This window comes from Adlercreutzia agrestimuris (genome assembly GCF_943193125.1).
Classification (GTDB): Bacteria; Actinomycetota; Coriobacteriia; order Coriobacteriales; family Eggerthellaceae; genus Xiamenia; species Xiamenia agrestimuris.
Genome location: NZ_CALPCX010000001.1, coordinates 517,317 through 536,829 on the forward strand (window position 1 = coordinate 517,317; position 19,513 = coordinate 536,829).

The 19,513-nt window shown below is 41.2% G+C and carries 18 protein-coding genes and 1 tRNA gene; 16 read left to right on the forward strand and 3 right to left on the reverse strand.

The window, feature by feature from the left end:
* Positions 1-123 precede the first annotated feature (123 nt).
* From rpmH to NFR28_RS02135, 8 genes are all read left to right on the forward strand, one after another.
* Positions 124-258, forward strand: coding sequence for a 50S ribosomal protein L34 (gene rpmH, locus NFR28_RS02100; protein ID WP_042432297.1), 135 nt, complete (start codon positions 124-126; stop codon positions 256-258).
* A 13-nt stretch (positions 259-271) separates the two neighbouring features.
* Positions 272-604, forward strand: a complete 333-nt coding sequence (gene rnpA, locus NFR28_RS02105) for a ribonuclease P protein component (protein WP_251178176.1) — start codon at positions 272-274, stop codon at positions 602-604.
* A 4-nt stretch (positions 605-608) separates the two neighbouring features.
* Complete coding sequence (gene yidD, locus NFR28_RS02110; protein WP_251178177.1) at positions 609-842, forward strand: membrane protein insertion efficiency factor YidD; 234 nt, start codon at positions 609-611, stop codon at positions 840-842.
* Between the two features lie 41 nt (positions 843-883).
* On the forward strand, positions 884-1,666 hold the full coding sequence (locus NFR28_RS02115; protein ID WP_251178178.1) for a YidC/Oxa1 family membrane protein insertase: 783 nt from the start codon (positions 884-886) through the stop codon (positions 1,664-1,666).
* A 94-nt stretch (positions 1,667-1,760) separates the two neighbouring features.
* On the forward strand, positions 1,761-2,306 hold the full coding sequence (locus NFR28_RS02120) for a Jag family protein (RefSeq protein ID WP_251178179.1): 546 nt from the start codon (positions 1,761-1,763) through the stop codon (positions 2,304-2,306).
* A 101-nt stretch (positions 2,307-2,407) separates the two neighbouring features.
* A complete protein-coding gene (gene rsmG / locus NFR28_RS02125; RefSeq protein ID WP_251178180.1) occupies positions 2,408-3,058 on the forward strand; it encodes a 16S rRNA (guanine(527)-N(7))-methyltransferase RsmG in 651 nt (216 codons plus the stop codon).
* Positions 3,059-3,289: 231 nt separating this feature from the next.
* On the forward strand, positions 3,290-4,156 hold the full coding sequence (locus NFR28_RS02130; RefSeq protein WP_338025898.1) for a ParA family protein: 867 nt from the start codon (positions 3,290-3,292) through the stop codon (positions 4,154-4,156).
* Positions 4,149-5,183 carry a ParB/RepB/Spo0J family partition protein gene (locus NFR28_RS02135; RefSeq protein WP_251178181.1) on the forward strand — a complete coding sequence of 345 codons (1,035 nt, stop codon included), beginning with the start codon at positions 4,149-4,151 and terminating at the stop codon, positions 5,181-5,183. Before NFR28_RS02130 ends, NFR28_RS02135 begins: the two co-directional genes overlap by 8 nt.
* Before the next feature lie 55 nt (positions 5,184-5,238).
* On the opposite strand, the gene rlmN is transcribed toward NFR28_RS02135, so the two are convergent.
* Positions 5,239-6,282, reverse strand: coding sequence for a dual-specificity RNA methyltransferase RlmN (gene rlmN, locus NFR28_RS02140; protein WP_251178182.1), 1,044 nt, complete (start codon positions 6,280-6,282; stop codon positions 5,239-5,241).
* Between the two features lie 166 nt (positions 6,283-6,448).
* Here rlmN and NFR28_RS02145 point away from each other — a divergent pair, with 166 nt between their 5' ends.
* Positions 6,449-7,387, forward strand: a complete 939-nt coding sequence (locus NFR28_RS02145; protein ID WP_251178183.1) for a D-alanine--D-alanine ligase family protein — start codon at positions 6,449-6,451, stop codon at positions 7,385-7,387.
* A 25-nt stretch (positions 7,388-7,412) separates the two neighbouring features.
* Here NFR28_RS02145 and NFR28_RS02150 read toward each other — a convergent pair whose 3' ends face one another.
* Positions 7,413-8,057: a hypothetical protein gene (locus tag NFR28_RS02150; protein WP_251178184.1), complete on the reverse strand. Its 645-nt coding sequence runs from the start codon at positions 8,055-8,057 to the stop codon at positions 7,413-7,415.
* 129 nt (positions 8,058-8,186) lie between these two features.
* On the opposite strand from NFR28_RS02150, the gene NFR28_RS02155 reads away from it, so the two are divergent.
* The 5 genes from NFR28_RS02155 (at position 8,187) to NFR28_RS02175 (ending at position 17,560) form a co-directional block, all read left to right on the forward strand.
* Positions 8,187-11,261: a helicase C-terminal domain-containing protein gene (locus NFR28_RS02155; RefSeq protein ID WP_251178185.1), complete on the forward strand. Its 3,075-nt coding sequence runs from the start codon at positions 8,187-8,189 to the stop codon at positions 11,259-11,261.
* 49 nt (positions 11,262-11,310) lie between these two features.
* Positions 11,311-12,585, forward strand: coding sequence for a hypothetical protein (locus NFR28_RS02160; protein ID WP_251178186.1), 1,275 nt, complete (start codon positions 11,311-11,313; stop codon positions 12,583-12,585).
* Between the two features lie 58 nt (positions 12,586-12,643).
* Positions 12,644-15,628 carry a zinc-binding metallopeptidase family protein gene (locus NFR28_RS02165; RefSeq protein WP_251178187.1) on the forward strand — a complete coding sequence of 995 codons (2,985 nt, stop codon included), beginning with the start codon at positions 12,644-12,646 and terminating at the stop codon, positions 15,626-15,628.
* A 139-nt stretch (positions 15,629-15,767) separates the two neighbouring features.
* The gene (locus NFR28_RS02170; RefSeq protein WP_251178188.1) at positions 15,768-15,917 is read left to right on the forward strand and encodes a DUF5679 domain-containing protein; all 150 of its coding nucleotides are present in this window, start codon (positions 15,768-15,770) and stop codon (positions 15,915-15,917) included.
* 287 nt (positions 15,918-16,204) lie between these two features.
* Positions 16,205-17,560 carry a citrate/2-methylcitrate synthase gene (locus NFR28_RS02175; protein WP_251178189.1) on the forward strand — a complete coding sequence of 452 codons (1,356 nt, stop codon included), beginning with the start codon at positions 16,205-16,207 and terminating at the stop codon, positions 17,558-17,560.
* Positions 17,561-17,789: 229 nt separating this feature from the next.
* On the opposite strand, the gene NFR28_RS02180 is transcribed toward NFR28_RS02175, so the two are convergent.
* A tRNA-Ser gene (locus NFR28_RS02180) sits at positions 17,790-17,877 on the reverse strand.
* Between the two features lie 83 nt (positions 17,878-17,960).
* On the opposite strand from NFR28_RS02180, the gene tadA reads away from it, so the two are divergent.
* The gene (gene tadA, locus NFR28_RS02185; protein ID WP_275556957.1) at positions 17,961-18,479 is read left to right on the forward strand and encodes a tRNA adenosine(34) deaminase TadA; all 519 of its coding nucleotides are present in this window, start codon (positions 17,961-17,963) and stop codon (positions 18,477-18,479) included.
* Positions 18,466-19,479: a 4-(cytidine 5'-diphospho)-2-C-methyl-D-erythritol kinase gene (ispE, locus tag NFR28_RS02190; protein WP_251178191.1), complete on the forward strand. Its 1,014-nt coding sequence runs from the start codon at positions 18,466-18,468 to the stop codon at positions 19,477-19,479. The genes tadA and ispE overlap by 14 nt, the downstream gene beginning before the upstream one ends.
* Positions 19,480-19,513: the final 34 nt, after the last annotated feature.

A 19,513-nucleotide genomic window follows, 5' to 3' on the forward strand; every position in this document is an offset into this window, starting at 1 on the left:
CTCTTCTTAAGTCTCTATTTTTACTAAGATATAGAATCCTTTTAAATGCTAAAGGATATATTGACTTTTCGTATTAGATAGATATACTTCTTAAGTTGCTATGTAAAAACGAAAGGGACTAACATGAAGCGCACTTACCAACCGAACACTCGTAAACGCGCCAAATGCCATGGTTTCCGCGCTCGTATGGCTACGAAAGGCGGACGTAAGGTATTGGCCGCGCGCCGCGCAAAAGGCCGTAAGCGTCTTTGCGTCTAAGGTGAGGATTTGATTGGAAACAATCAAATCTAAGGAAGAGATTAACAATCTCTTTACTTCAGGCAAGCGTTTAAGAACACCATACTTAACATTAATAGTGTTGCCAGTAAAAGAGCACGACCTCCAAGGTCGTGTTGCTTTTATTGCAGGAAAAAAGAATGGAAATGCTGTCTGGAGAAATAAAGCTAAACGTAGGATGCGTGCGGTTTGTCAGACCTTACATGGGCCATGGGAAGCATATAACGTGGTATTTCTTGCAAAAACAAATATTTGCGAGGTTACTTATAGTAAAGTACTTACTGCATGTGAGGATGCACTCCGAAACGCTAAAATTATTAAGGATTAACTTTATGAAGGAGAAGTTATCAATACTATTAACTAATATAGCTCTCTTTCTTATAAAGTTTTATCAATGTGCAATCTCGCCATTATTTCCTGCTTGTTGTAGATTTACTCCTACTTGTTCAGAGTATGGGATAATTGCCTTCAAACGGTATGGATTTAAAAAAGGATTCATTTTAACTACGAAAAGAATTTTAAAATGTCGTCCTGGCGGTCCACATGGATTTGACCCTGTTCCTTAGGGGTAGTCTTATCATGTGTGTTATAGAAGGGATATAAGGAGATGTGGGATTACTTTAAAGACTTGATTTTTGGCATAATCGAGTTTTTCTACCATATGTGTGGCGACTGGGGATTAGCCATTATTATCGTCACCGTCATCTTCCGTGTGATTATCTCTCCCCTTATGTATAAACAGACGAAATCGTCTTATCAAATGCAAAAAGTGCAGCCTTTGATTCAAGAAATTCAAAGGAAGTATTCAAACGATCCTACACGTATGCAGCAAGAAATGCAGAAGCTTTATGCAGAGGTGAAGTTTAACCCTCTCGCTGGTTGTTTACCAATGCTTCTTCAGATGCCTATCTTTATCGCGTTGTTCCAAGTATTACGTGAAATGGCAACACGTGTAGGTGATACAACTTATGAGTTTTATCATATTGTTCCAAACCTTATTATGTCTCCTTCTGAGGCAATCAATTATGGTATAGGAACATTTGTTCCCTATCTGGTTCTTATGCTGGTTTTTGCTGGCGCTACCTTCTTGCCGATGATCCTTATGCAGCGAGGTCAAAAAGATAATCCTCAACGCAACCAGACATTAATTATGTCAGGTGTTATGTCTTTATTTATGTTATGGATTAGCTGGAGTTCTCCTGCAGGTGTATTGCTTTTCTGGGGTACATCATCACTTATTGCAATCGCGCAACAACAAGTTTCACTCCGTCTAATGAAACGCCGTGATGCGGAAAAAGAAGAGATTATTGAAGTGAAACCTATTGAAGTTGATGTAACAAGAAAGAATAAAAAACCCCGTCCAAAAAAGAAGAATAATTCAAATCGTTAAATTACTAGCAAGGATATAGGTTTCTATATCCTTGTTTTTTTATCTTAAGGTTCACAGCTCAAAAGAGCTGATTGGCAATAGTAAGGAGTAAGTTATGACCGAAGAAATAGATCTTCAGGAAGAAGTAGTTGAATCTGAAGAAGTAGAAGATGAGTGTATTGAAGAAACACTCACTGACGAAGACATTGATAACATTGCTGATACTGCAATTAATGTTCTTCAAGATATTTTGAAATACTTTGATGTTGGAGAAGTAACTATTGATGAGTATGAGGGCGATGAGGGAGAATTAATCCTAGATATCACTGGAGATGATCTAGCGGTTCTTATTGGTCGCCACGGTAAAACATTAGATGCTCTCCAATTCTTAGTTTCAGCCATTACAGTTCGCACAATTGGCTTCCGTTATCCAGTTGTCATTGATGTTGAAGGATATAAAGGACGTCAACGTGAGAAATTAGAATCAATTGCTCATTCAACGGCTAATAGAGCTGTAAGTCAACATCGTAGTATTAAGATGCGCCCGATGACTCCTTATGAGCGTCGCATTATACATATTACACTTCGTGATGATGAACGAGTTGAAACAGCTTCTGAGGGTGAAGGAAGCTCTCGTCATGTTGTTGTAATACCTCTATAATCTTTTATTTATAGTGTTCATATAAATGTCTGGGTAGTTATTGCAACTATCCAGACATTTTTTATGATACGTTTTACAAAAGACTAATTAAGGAATACTTCATGGATGAATCAACTAAAGAAATACTAGAGAAGCATTTAACCTTAGTTTTAGAGGCAAATAAAATTACTAATCTGACACGTATTGATTCTTTTGAAGATGGTCAAAAGTTTCATATTGAAGATTCCTTAACAGGATTAAACGAACTTAATAAAGCACCACAAGGAAAATATGCTGACATTGGTTGCGGCGCTGGTTATCCAGGAATCCCTTTAGCAGTTACAAGTGGGAGAGAAACATTACTTGTTGACTCAGTACGGAAAAAGACTGATATCTTAGATGAGATTATTAAAGAGCTTAACTTAACTAATATATCAACCTACCATGGTCGTATTGAGGATCTCGCACGTGAACAACCTTCTAGTTTTGCTGTTGTTTCAGCGCGTGCTTTATCTCAGTTATCTATCTTAATGGAATTCGCCTCTCCCCTTCTAATTAAAGGTGGTTATCTTATTTGTTATAAAAGCAATCTCAGTGAAGAAGAGCTTAATAAAGCAATAAGTTTAGAAAAGAAACTTGGTATGAAATTAATTTCACGCCGGGATTTTGATTTATATGATAAACACCGTTGTATAGTTGTTTTTGAAAAAATAAGTAAACCATCAATTAGCCTGCCTAGAAAAACTGGCTTTGCTCAAAAAAAACCTTTATAAGAGGCTAATTAACCTTATCACTTTAGCCGACAAACAAATATTGTTTTCAATGTTTCACGTGAAACATTGAAAACAAGGTATACTGTCCAATTAATATGAAAGGGGGTCCTTGTGGGATTCTTTGATGGTTTAAAGCGCGAAAAAAGGGATATAGATCTCATTTCTCAACAAAGTCAGTTTGAATCTGAAAATTCATCTGACTTAAGAGAAGAAGTAGATTCTGAAGAATTAATTGAAGTAATCGAAAGACCAGCGGTTCAATCACCAGCACAAGAGATACCTGCACCACCCCTTAAAACATATAAAGATAAAGCACCGGTTAAACATGTAATTGGGCAAACCAAAATTATTGCAATCATTAACCAAAAAGGTGGCGTTGGTAAATCTACTACAGCTGTTAATCTCGCTGCTGCTCTTGGTTCATTAGGTAAACAAGTGCTTCTAGTAGACCTAGACCCTCAAGGAAACTCTTCAAGTGGTTTAGGTGTAATGAAAAGCCAGATACGTAATTGTATCTATGATGTTCTTCTTAATGATGAGCCAATAGAGGAAGTAATTATTCCTGATATTTGTGAAGGTGTGGATATTGTCCCAGCAACTATCAACTTAGCAGGTGCCGAAGTTGAGTTAGTAACTGAGATGGCGCGTGAGAATCGTTTAAAAGACGCAACAGGATCACTGCGTGGTAAATATGACTTTATACTCATTGACTGTCCACCTGCATTAGGATTACTAACAATTAATGCTTTAGTTGCAGCGGATAAACTTATTATTCCAATTCAATGCGAGTTTTATGCGTTAGAGGGCGTGACAAAACTTCTTGATTCAATGAAACGTGTCAAATCTCGTTTAAATCCAACATTAGATATCTATGGTGTTCTTTTAACGATGTATGATGGAAGAACAACATTATCTCGACAGGTAGTAGAAGAAGTACGTAATTATTTTGGGAAGTCAGTATTTAAGACTCTAATTCCTCGTACAGTTAAACTTTCAGAAGCTCCAAGCTACGGTCAGGCAATTATCACTTATGATCCAGCCGGAAAAGGAGCTCTTGCTTACATGGATCTCGCTAAGGAAGTGATACAACGTGGCTAATAATGTGAAAAAAGGTTTAGGACGTGGATTAAATGCAATTTTAAGTGGTTCTATGGAAGAGGCAACTCCTATGGAGCCTGCTCAGAATAGAGTACGCGTTGAAATTGAGGAAAATGCAACAATTATTGATCCTTTAGCTGCAGAAGAAGGTATTGTGGTTGAGAGAGAAATTAAACAATCACCTTCAGAACCTACTCCTAAAGCTGGTAAATCCGAGAAAACACCTGTTGCAGAGAAAAAGAATACTGACGAAGTGGATATAACGCTGGTTGAACCTAATCCAGATCAACCTCGTACAAATTTTGATAAAAATGAGTTAGAAGAACTTGCTTCATCTATTAAAAAAGATGGATTATTGCAACCTATTTTAGTTCGTCCACTTAATAGTGGGAAATATCAGATTATTGCTGGTGAACGCCGTTGGCAAGCTTCGCAGTTAGCAGGATTGAAAAAGGTTCCTATCCGTATTAAAGATGCCAATGACGATGAAGCTCTTGAATTAGCTTTGATTGAGAATATACAACGCTCTGACTTAAATCCAATTGAAGAAGCGTATGGTTATCGAAGGATGATGGAACGCCGCAGAATGACACAAGCCGAGGTTGCTCAGGCAGTATCTAAAGGAAGATCTACGGTTGCCAATGCGCTCAGATTATTAGAACTTCCTGAGGATGCTCAGCAGCTGCTCTTTGAAGATAAAATAACCGCAGGTCATGCGCGCGCTATTCTTTCTATTCCCACAAAAGAAGGACGTCAAAAGCTTACTGATAAATTAATTCAAGAAAAGCTTTCAGTTCGTGAAGCAGAAGCTATTGCGCGCTTGTTAGCTGGCAAACAAAATGCAACATCAACGCCACGTGAACCTATGCCGAAAATGTATAAAACTGTTGCAAAAAATCTGCGTGAATCATTGCAAACTAATGTGCGCGTTAAATCATCTAAAGGAAAAAATAAAATAGAAATTGAGTTTAAAGATGAAGATGACCTACAAAGACTCTTTACTCAGATTGTTGGTTCCGAAGAATAAATAATTGTTTCACGTGAAACATCTTAAAATAAAGGGGGTTTTAAACCCCCTTTATTTATTTTGCTAAAGAATTCTTTAGTTGACCACATGCTGCAGATATATCGCTACCTTTTGAACGTCTTAAAGTTGTTTCAATATGATATTCATTTAAAGTTGTGATCCAATGATTAAGTGTTGCCTTGTTGCTTGGTTTATAAACAGCGTCTGGTATCTCATTTAATTGAATGAGATTGATATGACATAATAAGTTTCTGCAGAAATCTATTAAAGCATTTAAATGCTCTTCTGTATCATTCACGCCATTAATCATGGCATATTCTAAAGTCACTCGTCTGTCTGTTGCATCAATATAGTTTTGTAATGCTATCTTTAAAGAAGATAATGGATAATAAGTTACTTTTGGCATAAGTTTGTCACGAGTTTCTTGGATTGCAGAGTGTAATGATATCGCTAATGTGTATTGTTCACTAATTTTTGAGAATGATTCTATTTGAGGAACAATTCCACATGTAGAGATTGTTATGTGGCGTGCACCTATAGCAAGGCCTTTAGGGTCGTTAAGTATAGTAAGCGCTTTTTGAACATTCTTAAAATTTAGGAAAGGTTCACCTTGCCCCATTCCAACGACATTAGTTACTCGAGAACCAAAATCGTTTTGCACAAGTAGAATTTGATCACATATTTCTCCTGGAAGAAGGTTCCTAGAGAAACCTTCTTTACCTGTGGCACAAAAATCACACTGCATAGCGCAACCAACTTGCGTTGAAAAACAAACTGTTAATCTTTGTTTATTATGCGAGGGTATACCAACAGTTTCTACTAGCAACCCATCTTCAAGTTGCATTAAATATTTCCGTGTTCCATCTTTAGATTTCTGGATATTTAGAATAGACAGGGAAGAAAGACTATAAGATGCCTCCAAATACTCTCGTAATTGTTTTGGTAGGTTTGTCATTTCTTCAAACGTCTGAGCATTATGCTGGTACATCCATGTATAGATTTGGTCAGCACGAAATTTTGGGTAGCCACACTCTAAGACTAGATTAACAAGATCTGAATAAGATAGAGATTTCAGTGATATTTTAGTTTTCGTTTCCATAAGTTGATTATAACTTAATAGTAATTCATTGTAACGACCTGGAGTTTTATGGTTGATTTATAAAGTTGTTTCACGTGAAACATATTTATTTGAAAATAAAGCTGCCGTATAATGAAGCAATGTTCTCAGCAATACTATTTATACCGGTATAGGAGGTATAGAGGTAATGAAAATTACTCCAGCACAGACGAGAGTTGCACTTCTTGCAGGTGGTCGAAGCGGCGAACGACAAATTTCACTTATGTCAGGCAGAGGGGCAAAAGAAGCACTCGTAGAAGCTGGGTTTATTGTTACTGAATTAGATCCAGCAAATAAAGAAGATCTAAAAAGCTTAATTGATGGTGATTTTGATATAGCATTCCTTTGTCTACATGGAAAATATGGCGAAGATGGAGCAATGCAAGGTTTTCTTGAGGTAATTGGGCTTCCTTATATAGGATCAAATGTATGGTCAAGTGCATTAGCAATGGACAAAGCAAAAACAAAGGTATTCTATACACAGCATGGTATTCTCACACCAGTCTCAATTACAATAAATTCAAGTGATGACCTTAATCTAGATGCCATTATTGACGATATTGGCGAAACGTGTGTTGTTAAGCCAAGTAAAGAAGGTTCTACACTTGGTGTGTTTATTGTAAAAGGTAAAAATGAACTTGAGAAGGCGATTCAAGACGCCTTTACTTTTGATGATCAAGTTCTTATTGAATCTTATATAAAAGGTAAAGAGCTTACAGTAGCAGTGGTTGGTAATGAAGATGCACGTGCATTACCTATTATTGAAATCATTCCAACCGGCGATTTCTATGATTTCGATTCAAAATATAAGCCTGGCGGTTCCAGTCATGTATGTCCTGCTGAGCTTGATGATGAAATAACCGAGACAATAAAAGAATCTGCAATATTGGCACATCATGCTCTTGGTTGTAAAGGCGTGTCACGTACTGATTTTATCCTTGATGAGACTGGGAAAGCTTGGGCGTTGGAAACTAATACGTTGCCTGGTATGACAGCAACATCACTATTACCTGATGCAGCTCGCGCATCAGGGCAAACTTTCTCAGAATTATGCAGAGAGCTTATAGAGTTAGCGTTGGAAAAGTAGAAAAAGGGGCGAAATGTCGCCCCTTTTAAAATCCTATACAAGATTTTCCGAAAATAACTATAAGAGCGACGATAGTTAGTAAGAAAACCCAACTAATTACATAACAACCTTTATTACCTTTACGACCTTGTTCGATCATCTTTTCTGAAAGTTTTAGATGGGACTTCATGATAACCGTCCCTGGTTTCTTTTTTGGTAATGGGATAGTTGAAGTAGGTTGCCAAGATCCTTGAGTTTCTATAATTTGTTGAACACCTTGTTTACCTAGTTCGAGGTTTGGACGAACACCTTCTCCAATTCTTTTTGAAACTTTTTCAAGGAAAGTAGTCATTGGCGCATCAAGCGTTTTAGGCCATGCCAAAACAGCGCATTCACCCCAATAATAGCCAGGTTCAGGGCTCTCAGTAAAAGCAACAAAAGACAAAACTGCCTTAATATTCCAATTACGAGCTTGAAGGAGTGCTAATTTGTGAGAAATGTCTTGGTCAAAGAAAGCAATCTCTTGACCGAAACGATTTAATAACCAAGCAATTGTTGTATTATGCTCTTTTTTGAAAACAATGTTATATATATCTCCAACAAGATTGTCTGCACCAAGCAATAAACTTGCATCTTTTTTTGAAGCAGTGTTAAAAGTGTAGTAAGTGCCGAAGAATTGTTCTTGACTCATATAACCCCCAAACATCTTTTAAAACTACTATAGCGTAGCAAATTGAACTTATGCAGGTATATACAGCTGAATCGTGAGATAATTCGAGGACTACACAAAATAGGAATAGAGAGTTAGATAACCTATATTATGAATATTAATCCAGAAAATCTTTCGGAATATATCTTAGATGGGACACCCTCAGATGTAATTAGAAGATATCAGCGATTGCCAGAGATTTCAAATCATAGAAAATTTGGCGACCTGGATGAGAATATTGTTGTTTTAGATACTGAAACAACAGGATTCTCTTTTCATCATGATGAGTTGACCCAAATTGCCGCAGCTCGAATGGAAAATGGTGAAGTTGTTGAATGGTTTAATACGTTTGTAAACCCTGGCAAGCCAATTCCTGAAGATGTGCAATACCTAACTAATATTCATGACGATGATGTAAAAGATGCCCCTGAACCAAATGAAGCATTAAAACAACTTGCTGAATTTGTTGGCGATGCAAAGATTATTGCTCATAATGTTGAATTTGATAAAACGTTTACCACTCATCATCCAGGTGGTTATCCGCTTCTGAATAACCAATGGATAGATTCCCTTGATCTTGCCCGAATAGCACTCCCGCGAATGAAATCACATAGGCTTATTGACCTTGTTAAAGCCTTTGGTGCGCCACTGTCTACTCATAGGGCGGATGATGATGTAGCGGCTACATGTGCTATTTATAGGATACTGTTAGCTGCAGTAGCAAGTATGCCTAGTGCACTTGTTTGTGAGATTGCGGATCTTACAACACCAGATCAATGGTCTACACAGGTGGTATTTGAACATTTTGCAAAATTCTATCGCGAACAACATCAACAAGAATTAAGTCAAGAGGAATCTGAAACACATAAAGCAGAAAAGGTGTTTACTGATATAAACTTTTCTCTTCGTACAATGCGAAAAGAACGTGTTTTAAATAGTATTAATAAACCTAAGATTGATGCAGATGACATTGCAGCAGATCCAAATAAGTCTTTAGTATTTCCTTGTCCAGCTGACATAGAAAGTGCCTTTTCACAAGCAGGCTTAGTCGGTTGTTTATACAATGATTTTGAGCCGCGTGCTGAACAATTAGAGATGGCTCAAGCAGTGCGGACGGCGTTTGAGACGTCAGAGAATCTCATGGTTGAAGCAGGCACAGGTGTTGGTAAATCAATGGCTTATCTTGTACCTGCAGTACTAACATCGCTTGATAATAATATCGGAGTTGGTGTTGCTACAAAGACAAACGCCCTCCTTGATCAGCTTGTGTACCATGAACTACCAGCTTTACGCGATGCCCTTAGCGTACAAAATCCAGAGTGCAAAAACCTTGAGTTTGTAGCACTCAAAGGATACTCCCATTATCCTTGCTTACGGAAAATTGATCGCATTGGCCGCGATGGTGTTGGAATGCGTGAGGTTGCTGGTAAGGAGATATCGCAAGCACCTGCATACGCTGCATTGCTTTCATATATTGAACAATCGGAATACGATGATCTTGATAGTTTGAAAATTGATTATCGTGTTCTGCCTCGAAAAACAATTACCACATCAAGTAAAGAGTGCTTCCGCAGGAAATGCCCTTATTATGGGAACACTTGTTTTGTTCACGGGTCAAGAAGAAAAGCGGAAGCTGCAAACATTGTTGTTACAAACCATAGCCTCTTCTTCTGTGATAAAGCAGCAGATGGTGGTCTATTACCTCCTTTAAGATATTGGGTGCTTGATGAGGCCCATGGAGCTGAGAGCGAGGCGCGTAGAGCGTTTTCAGTTGAACTTGATGCAGAAGAAATAGTGAGGCTAACAAATCAGATAGGCGATACGGATCTTCCGCGCAATCTTTTTAATCGTGCGGATAGGAAGGTAGAGCAAAAGCTTATAGGTGAAAACTGTACGCTCTATTACGGGTTATCACAAAAAGCTAAAAGTGCTGCTTCTGAGTATTCCCAGGTAGCGCGAGAATTATGTATTCATATAAAAGATTTACTGTACTTCGACACTAATAAACGTAATAAATCCTATGACACCGTTGAGTTGTGGATAAATAGCGAAATACGCAACTCAGAGACCTTTCAGCAGCTAGTTGAATTGGGTTCAGAAGTAGAAAAACGCGCTGGGAAGGCAATAACTACCTGCCAAGATCTTGTCGGGTTCTTAGAAGACCTTGAGGATGTTACAGAAATTCAGCGCGAAATAGCCCTTGTGGCTATAGAGCTCAAAGACCAAATAGGTGCAATTAATGTCATCTTAACGCATCCTGAAGAGTCTTATGCATATGCAGCGAAGCTCTCAAAAAAGAAAGATCGTCAAAATGATGTTCTAGAGGCGCTTCTTCTAAATGTTGGCGAAACTTTAAACGAAAAGCTTTTCTCACATACTCATTCCGTAGTATTTGCCTCGGCAACACTTACGGTGAACAACAGTTTTAAACCTCTAGAAATAGCGCTTGGACTTAATAGCGGTGAATACTCACCCGCGACAACTTGTTTAGTTAAATCCAGCTATGACTTCGATAAACAAATGGTTGTTTATGTCGTTCAAGACATACCGGATCCAAACTCCCCTCAATACCTCACAGCACTGCAGGATCTTTTGGTGGGGGCTCATAAAGCGCAACAGGGTTCAATGTTGACGTTATTTACGAACCGAAAAGAAATGGAAGCTTGTTTCGAGGCGGTTCAACCGCAATTGAAAGCAGAAGATTTACGACTCGTCTGCCAAAAATGGGGTGTTTCAGTTAAAGGATTGCGTGATGATTTTATTAAAGATGAGCATTTGTCGCTCTTTGCGTTAAAAAGCTTCTGGGAAGGGTTTGATGCGCCAGGATCTACACTTAAAGGAGTTGTAATTCCAAAATTGCCTTTCTCTAAACCGAGTGATCCTCTTTCGTGTGAGCGTGCAGCACGAGATGATCAAGCTTGGAGGCATTTTGTTTTGCCTGCAGCGGTCTTAGAAACAAAGCAGGCAGCAGGGCGTCTTATTCGTAAATCGACCGATTCTGGTATTTTGATTCTAGCGGATAATAGACTAATAACTAAAGGGTATGGAAAGACATTTTTGAACTCGCTCCCATCGCAAAACATACACATCATGCCTGCTCAGGAGATAATTAAGGACATTGCATCTCGCGCAGATATGATGAAAAAAGGCGCCTCGTGCAGCCACTCTAAAAACGTCATCCTATGAAGAGAATACTTTGCCTTCTTGCGAATAGGTATGTGGAGTTTAGTGCTTTATGGTAAAGCGTCACGACAAGATAAATCATGCTGCGCATATTAAGCGTCGTACAGAAGGCACTTCTAACGAATTGTCATTTAGTGTGCTTGATGCAGCTAAAAATGCGCAACTTAATGGTGGCGAAGACGACCTTCCTCTCGTTGGTGAAGTATCACTATTTACGTTAGCAGGTAAAAAAAGTAGGCGTAGTGGTTTTTACCGAGGACATGCAATCATGTCTGCATTTCCTCAAAAAGGAAGAAAACGCAAAATTGATGTTCAAGAAAAAAAGCAACATCAAGCAATAAAACCCGAAACGGCTACCAAAAGAAACAATACGTTTGAACAAGAGATTGCACGGAGAAAAAAGCAACGTCGTATTCGCAACCTTACCGCGATGCTTCTCATCATGGTTATAAGCGTGTTATTAATAGCCACAGGAACAGGCTATTTTTATCAAGCACATAAAACAGAGCAAACATATATTCAAACATTGAATGATGCAATTGATCTTTTAACCGAGACCGATAATGCCATGCTTGAACTTGATGAAGAATTACAAGACCCTTTTGATTCAGTAAGCGAAAACAAACTAACTTCTTTAACCACAACAACCCAAGAAGCGGATTCTACTTTAAAAGAGGCTGATGATCTGGCGAAATCAGCTTCAGCAAACCTAGCAAATACAAACGAACAAAACATTGCAAGTCAAACAGTAAGTGCAGTTTCGGCTCGTATATCAATGATTGAATATGGCTTAGAAATACTTAACGAGGCATATAGAGCCAAAAGTAGTGCTCAGCAAATGATGGATGGTTGGTATGCGGTAGCCGAAGCCGACGAGCAGGTCCGTTCAGCCGCTGCTCTTGTTGAGGATCCCACCACGGAAAACGTTGAAGCTTCCATTGAACAAACAAATAATGCGATTACCTCTTTAACCGAGGCCTCGCAATTGATATCACAAGCGCAACAGAATTATCCTGCCGTTAATAGGGATCCATATATCGCCTATATTAATAAACGTATTGAAGCTCTTAAATATGCAATCGCCTCTGATCAGGCGTTGTTAGATAGAAATAAGGAAGAGGCACAAGCGCAAAACGATGCATATAACCAAGCCGATCAAGAAGCTGTTTTGCTCGCACAAGATTTAGATGAAGATCCTATGGCAGGGTATGAGAAAGCTTTTGATCAAGCTACACAGCAAACTTATCAAGCGTTTGAGGCAGCCCGAACACAAGCGAGCGCCTCAGATGCCGAAATTCGTGATTATTTGGGTAAACAGACTAAATAGCGTATACTTTAAGCGTGTATGTCAAAGTTGGACGTAACTACCATGAAAGGCAAAAAGTATGCCTGAAATACTTGATCATGTTGCATATTTATCACAAGAGATTGGTCCACGACCTGCTGGAACCGAAGAAGAGCAGCAAGCTGCGCTTTATATTACGGATCAAATGCAGCAGGAAGCTGGTTTGTCTGCAGTAATGGAAGACTTTAAAGGTTCGCCAGATCTCAATCTTGCTAATCTTATTTGCTGCTTATGTTCAATTGTGATTACTATAGCGGCTCTTGTTTTCCCGGCTGTAGGTGTTGCAGCAATTGTTGTTACAGCAATAGCGGCGATACTGTATGTATTAGAGGCTTTTGACAAACCTATTTTATCAAACCTTCTAAGCCGTGGAATTAGCCAAAATGTTGTGGCGAAGTATGACCCTGGCTTTTCCACTCAAACTGGTAGCTCGCGTCGCCTCAAGGTAGTATTAATCGCGCGTTATGACAGCGGTAAAGTTCGCCCCGAAACATCACCCGCTCTTTTGAAAATCCTTCCAATTCTTCAATGGGTCATTGTGGGAGCACTTATACTTCTGCCAATTGTTATGACAATTAATACCGTAGCCTTTGCTAATGCAGAAGGCGCCGGTAATGCAGTTATGCGCGTTATTATGATCATTCTTTTGATCGTTGTGGCAATTTCACCAGTTTTGAGCATTATTCATAAGATAAGCCCTTATAACGAAGGCGCTAATTGCAACGCTGCAGGAACAGCGGTGTTGTTGGAAGTAGCTCGTCGCGTAGGTAAAGGGTGTGTTAGTGAAGCCGAGTTGGCTCGACGTGACAATGCTGTAGTGCATGGTTATGATGCTGCGCTAGCAAGCGGAGATGTGTCGCCTGATACGCATCTAACTTATGTTGCTAATCCTCAGGCCGATTCTCAGATATTTGATGATGATAACTACTACGGTAGCGAAGAACTACGTTTGGCATCAGCAAAAGCAGCAATGGCAGCGTTTATGGGTAAACCGGTGGAGGGCGCACCTTCGCCTGACGAGCTTGATCGTATGCGAAGAAACGCTGCGCGCGCTCAGCGAAATGAGCAAGAAGAGGCTATGGCTGCTGCACAAGTGTTTGAGCAAGAGTCTATGGCAACACCTTTTGGCCTAGGCGACAACGAATACGAACAAAGTGCTGGCTTTGATGCGGTTATCTTTGCAGATCAAGATCAAGCAGATGAAGCATTAGAACAACAGGTATTAGCGACGCCTGAAATATCTACAGATGGTGTAATGTATGCAACTCCGGTAACCGAAACCGAAGAAGACGCTTCAGTACCTGATTGGTTTAAGGCAGCACAAGCAAAAGCTAAAAAGTCAGACGAGCCCGAAAAGCCCGCACAGCGCTCGCGCTATGCAAGTGCGCTGGATGCAGCAGTAGTAGAGTCTGCGGCTCATTTTGCTCAGGCAAACAACATCGTTGAGCACGAACTTGAAGAAAGTCTTGCAGCAGGTCGTGAGGAAATTCGTGAAGTAAAAGCGCCACAATGGGCAACACCTCAAGTTCCTTCGCAAACAGGAGAGCTTGGTATTGGCGTTTTAGACATTGAAGAACAAACACGTCAAACGCTTGAAGCGCAAGCGCAACCCACTCAAGACACTCTGAATGAATCGGTGCCAGCGGTGGAATTTGTTCCGACTGTGCAATCTGCCGTTAAACCCGGCACGCCTCGAGTTATGGTGCCCTCTATTGAGGAACCAGCAAAGCAGCCCGCACGTCCCGCTATCCAGCTTCCAGACATTGATGCAACCGTAGCAAATCTCACGCCTGTTGCTGAGTTAACGAAGCAACGCGCTCCTTTAGCTGAAGCACAAACCTCATCGCAAAATGCAGCGAAAAGCTTGCTCACGATGTTGCCTACTATTTCCTTGGAAGATCCAAAAGACGTAGGATCAACGGGCAAAATTGACGCCGTAACCGGTGCGCTTGAGCCTATTTCAGTAGCTTCTTCCCTTGAAGCGGTTAGCCAAGAAGCTGTAACGGAAGATATTTCTTCGCAAACAATAGCAATGCCTGCAACAAGCGTTAATGCAGCAGGTGCATTTGTTCCTGCAGGTGCAACAGGATCGTTTGCTCCTGTAGGGGATGAGCTTATTCAAGATGTAGCTCCTGAAGATATCTATGTTGAGGATGTTGATGATTCGGCCTATCACGAGACCATAACTGAGACAGGCGCATTTGCAGGTCCTGGTTATGTTGAGATGCCGAAGTCTCGTATGCATCGCTTGTTTGGTAAGTTTCGTCATAAGGATAAAGAGGTTGAATCCTCTGCTCATGAGTGGCTTGATGTTGACGAAGATTTCGAAGCACGCAGCGTAGGCGAAAAACGTGGTGGCTGGGAGAGCTTCCGCTCTGATGATTATGACACCTATGAAGAGAACTTCTCAGCAACGAGAGACTCGTTTGACGATGAAAACTGGAATGGTGGTGGATATTCGCTTCGTCGCCTGGAATCTGCTGATTTAGATTCAGAAGAGATTGCCGAAGAAGCTGCTATAGCTGCAGCAGGAACGGTAGAAATAGAAGACGAATTGCAGCAGATTTATCAATTCCGCAATCCTGATATCAATACCGAAGTGTGGTTTGTTGCTCTTGGTTCTGAGCTTGAACACAATGGTGGCATGAGGGCATTCCTTGATGAGCATCAGCAAGATATGCGCGGTTCTATCATTATTGATTTAGACGCGCTTGGCGCTGGCGATTTGTGCGTGATCAGTAAAGAAGGAAAGCTGCGCTCAGTTAAAACATCTTCACGTATCAAGCGCTATATTCGAAAAGCATCTCAAGCTACTCAGATGTCGGTAGGAGATGGCGAAATTACATGGAAGGACAGTGCGGCTTCCTATGCTATCAAGCGCGGATATCAAGCTATGCATTTGTGTGGTATGAAGCAGGGTAAGCCGGCCTATTTTGCGCAAGCAGATGATGTTTTGGAGAACGTTGATGAGGAAATATTGCGCAAAAATGCTGACTTCGTTATGGAGTTGTTGAAGATAATTTAACCACTTACAGACTATGGTAAATTACCTGATCGGGTTAGATTATAATATGCCATCGTGCTGGTGATACACCTGCACAAAAAGTACTCGGGATAGCGTGTGTTATCACGCTCAAATGTTAGACAGAGAGGTGTTTGCACCAATGGCTATTGAAGCATATTGCGTAAAGTGCAAAGCAAAGAAAACCATGCAAGATCCGGTTGAAGGTGTTACCAAGAACGGTAAGCCGATCACGAAGGGTAAGTGCCCTGACTGTGGCACCACTATTTGCCGCATTGGCGCAGCAAAATAACGTTTGTACAAACATCTTATTTGTTTGGAATCTAAATGCTCACCTATGGTGAGCATTTTGTTCATTTAAGGAGGTGTTTTAAAAAGCCAGAACGCATTTCTATGGCATTCGCCGAAGCGGAGCACCTGAAGCGAAGGGTGGGTATAGGTGTTATCTTCGCCACAAGCTACTATTAAACCATTCGTAAAAAAACACTCGTTTTATGAGGGTGTCTAGAGAGTTCTAACGAACGAAAACAATACCAAGGTGCCCGAACAAGCGTTATGAGGCAGAGGGAAGGAGCCACCATGGATGAAGAACAGAAAATTTCGTTATATGACAACTTCCAGAGCGTGAATTCTGTCGATGCAAGCAAATATGAAAGCTTAGATGTTAAGCGTGGTTTGCGTAATGCTGACGGCACGGGCGTATTGGCAGGTTTAACGAACATTTCTAATGTTCACGGTTACGTTGTTTCAGACAGTGTAAAAATTGCTGATGAAGGCCACTTGAGCTATCGCGGCTATGACGTATATGACTTGCTCGGCGGTCAGCCACAAGACAAGCGTTATAGTTTTGAAGAGATTACCTACTTGCTGCTCATGGGAGAGCTGCCTACTAAAACGCAGCTTGAGCGTTTTATTTCGGTACTTGACGACTATCGCGAATTGCCTGATGGGTTTACGGCATCAATGATTATGCGCGACACTCCGCCTGACATCATGAACGTTTTGGCGCGTTCTATCTTGCTCTTGTATGCATACGACGATGAAGCTGAAAATCGCTCAGCACACCATGAGATTCATACCGCCATGTCGTTGATTTCGCGTTTGCCGCGCATTATGGTGCTGACCTATTATGCCCAGCAAGCTCGCTACAACAATGGCTCTATGATCATGCACCGCTTTATCCCAGGACAATCTACGGCAGAAACTATCTTGTCTATGCTTCGTCCTGATCGTGAATTTACACCAGAAGAAGCTCGCATGCTTGATATTATGCTCTGTCTGCATGCTGAGCATGGCGGCGGTAACAATTCAACCTTTACTACTCGTGTGTTGACTTCATCAGACACCGATCCATATTCTGCGTATGCAGGAGCTATCGGTTCTCTGAAAGGTCGCAAGCATGGTGGCGCCAACCATCAAGTTTTGGCAATGCAAAAAGAAATCAAAGAAGCTGTGAAAAACTGGGAAGATGACGACGAAGTAGCCGACTATTTGGCGAAGATTGTAAACAAGCAAGCCTATGACAAAACGGGATTGGTATATGGCATGGGACATGCGGTTTACACGAAATCAGATCCCCGCGCCATTATTTGTAAGAACTTTGCTGCCGACCTGGCGCAAGGCACTGAGTATGAAGCAGAATACCGACTTCTTGAGAGTATTGAGCGCTTGGCGCCTGAAGTTATCCTTCGTGAAAAAGGAACTAAAAAGGATATGTGCGCAAACATTGATATGTATTCAGGATTTGTGTACTCCATGATGGGGATCCCCGAGTCGTTGTTTACACCGTTGTTTGCTTGTGCCCGCATGTCGGGTTGGGCGGCTCATCGTTTTGAGGAGATTGTTTCCGGAAAACGTATTATTCGTCCAGCATATAAATCTATGTTTGCAAATGGGCGTGAATATCAACCACTTGAAGAACGATCAGAGGAATAAGCACTCAACCTGGCGTTCGTTTAATAGAACACTACGTCAAGGTAAATAATTGCTTTGTACGTTTATGAGAGTCGTTAGTATGTGCGTTTGAAAGTACGCTCATGCTAACGGCTTTCTTATAAAGCGCTCACAAAGAAAGCAACGAAGTCATGCTGCAGTAAGTAGCAAGCTACCAGTAGACAAGTAGACAGGTATTAGGAAATATAAAAGGGAAGTAAAAAGAAAAAACTGGCGGAGGAAGTAGGATTTGAACCCACGGTACCTTTCGGCACAACAGTTTTCAAGACTGCCGCCTTCAACCACTCGGCCATTCCTCCGCTTAAGCGGTTCGGAAGCTTACTGCTCTGTAAGTCATGCAGTAATTTCCCGATCGTTTTTCATAATACCATATAATAGAGAAATGCAAGACGAAGACTACATGACTTTAGCAATAAATGAGGCAATTCGGGCATCAAAGGATGGCGAAGTGCCCATTGGTGCTGTTGTTGTCTATGCTCCTGTTGATCCAGCAACAAGAAAACCTCTTGCTGAACCGCGCATTATAGCGAAAGCAGGAAACCTTCGGGAGACGACAAATGACCCAGCGGGTCACGCTGAATTTCTCGCACTGAAACAAGCAGCGCGTGAGCTGGATACGTGGAGATTAACAGGTTGTACGGTGTATGTGACGCTTGAACCGTGTATTATGTGCGCCGGACTTATGCACCAGTCGCGTATTGATAGATGTGTATATGGTGCGCGTGATCCAAAGGCAGGTGCGCTGGGATCACTTTATGAGATTCACGCAGACGAACGCCTTAATCACACCTTTGAAGTTAGAGCAGGAGTTAAGCAGGACATATGCGCCCAGTTGCTCAAAGATTTCTTTGCGAAACGTCGCGCACAAAAGAAAGGAGCGAAGGCCGATGCCTCACGTTGACATGATGGAGGTGGCTCGAGCGGCTCAAGAAGTTGAGTTACAGCCGTTTAAGCGCGACGGTATAAAGCTGGTAGCTCCGGCAAAAGTGAATCTTTATCTGGATATTAGTGATAAGCGCGCGGATGGATATCATAATGCAATTTCAGTAATGCATGCTTTAATGCTTCATGATGTGCTTTGGATGCGCAAGGCTACAACCGAAAAAGATTTCGAGTATATTCGTCAACAATCTACTGAAAACAATACGCCTCTTATTGCGAAGCTAAGCGAGCGAGCCTTTGAGGGACTTGCGCCGCTTGATATCAACCCGCACCATAATATCGTGTGGAAAGCAATTGTTCGTCTGGCCGAAGTGCTTGAATTAAGAAACCCAACGCCCCTTTTTGTTCATTTGGAAAAACACATCCCTTCGCAAGCGGGATTAGGCGGAGGATCTTCAGATGCTGCAGCTGCACTGTTAGGAGCAGCTGCTTTGTGGGGGGTTGCAAAAGATGATCCTCGCATTGAGCTTGTTGCACAAGAACTTGGTGCTGATGTAGCGTTTTTCTTATATGGCGGATGCACCTGCTTGCGTGGAGTGGGAGACACTTTTGATCACGCTCTTGAGCCTATGCGCGCACCGCTTGTCGTTGTGAAACCAGATTTTGGAGTTTCAACAGCGCAGTCGTATCAAGCATTTGATAAAGCTCCTTTTTTGCTTCCTGATAGCGTGCGCGAGCAAGCATTGTCTGCTAAAACAGCAGAAAACGTGCCATTAGCGAACAACTTGGCGTATGCCTCGGAAGCTATTTACCCAGAGCTTGCTGATATTCGTGTATGGCTTTCCGAGTGCGAAGGCGTACAGGGAGCGCTTATGTCAGGAAGCGGTTCGGCCACTTTTGCGTTATGCGACACCTTTGATCATGCAACAGCACTTGCAACTCAGGCGCAAAAGATTGGGCTTTGGGCACGAGCTACTTTGTTGGGGGCGTATCGAGCTGCAATGGTGCCTGTGCGTTAACGAGTGGTTACAGAGCAATTTTTGCATGCATGAG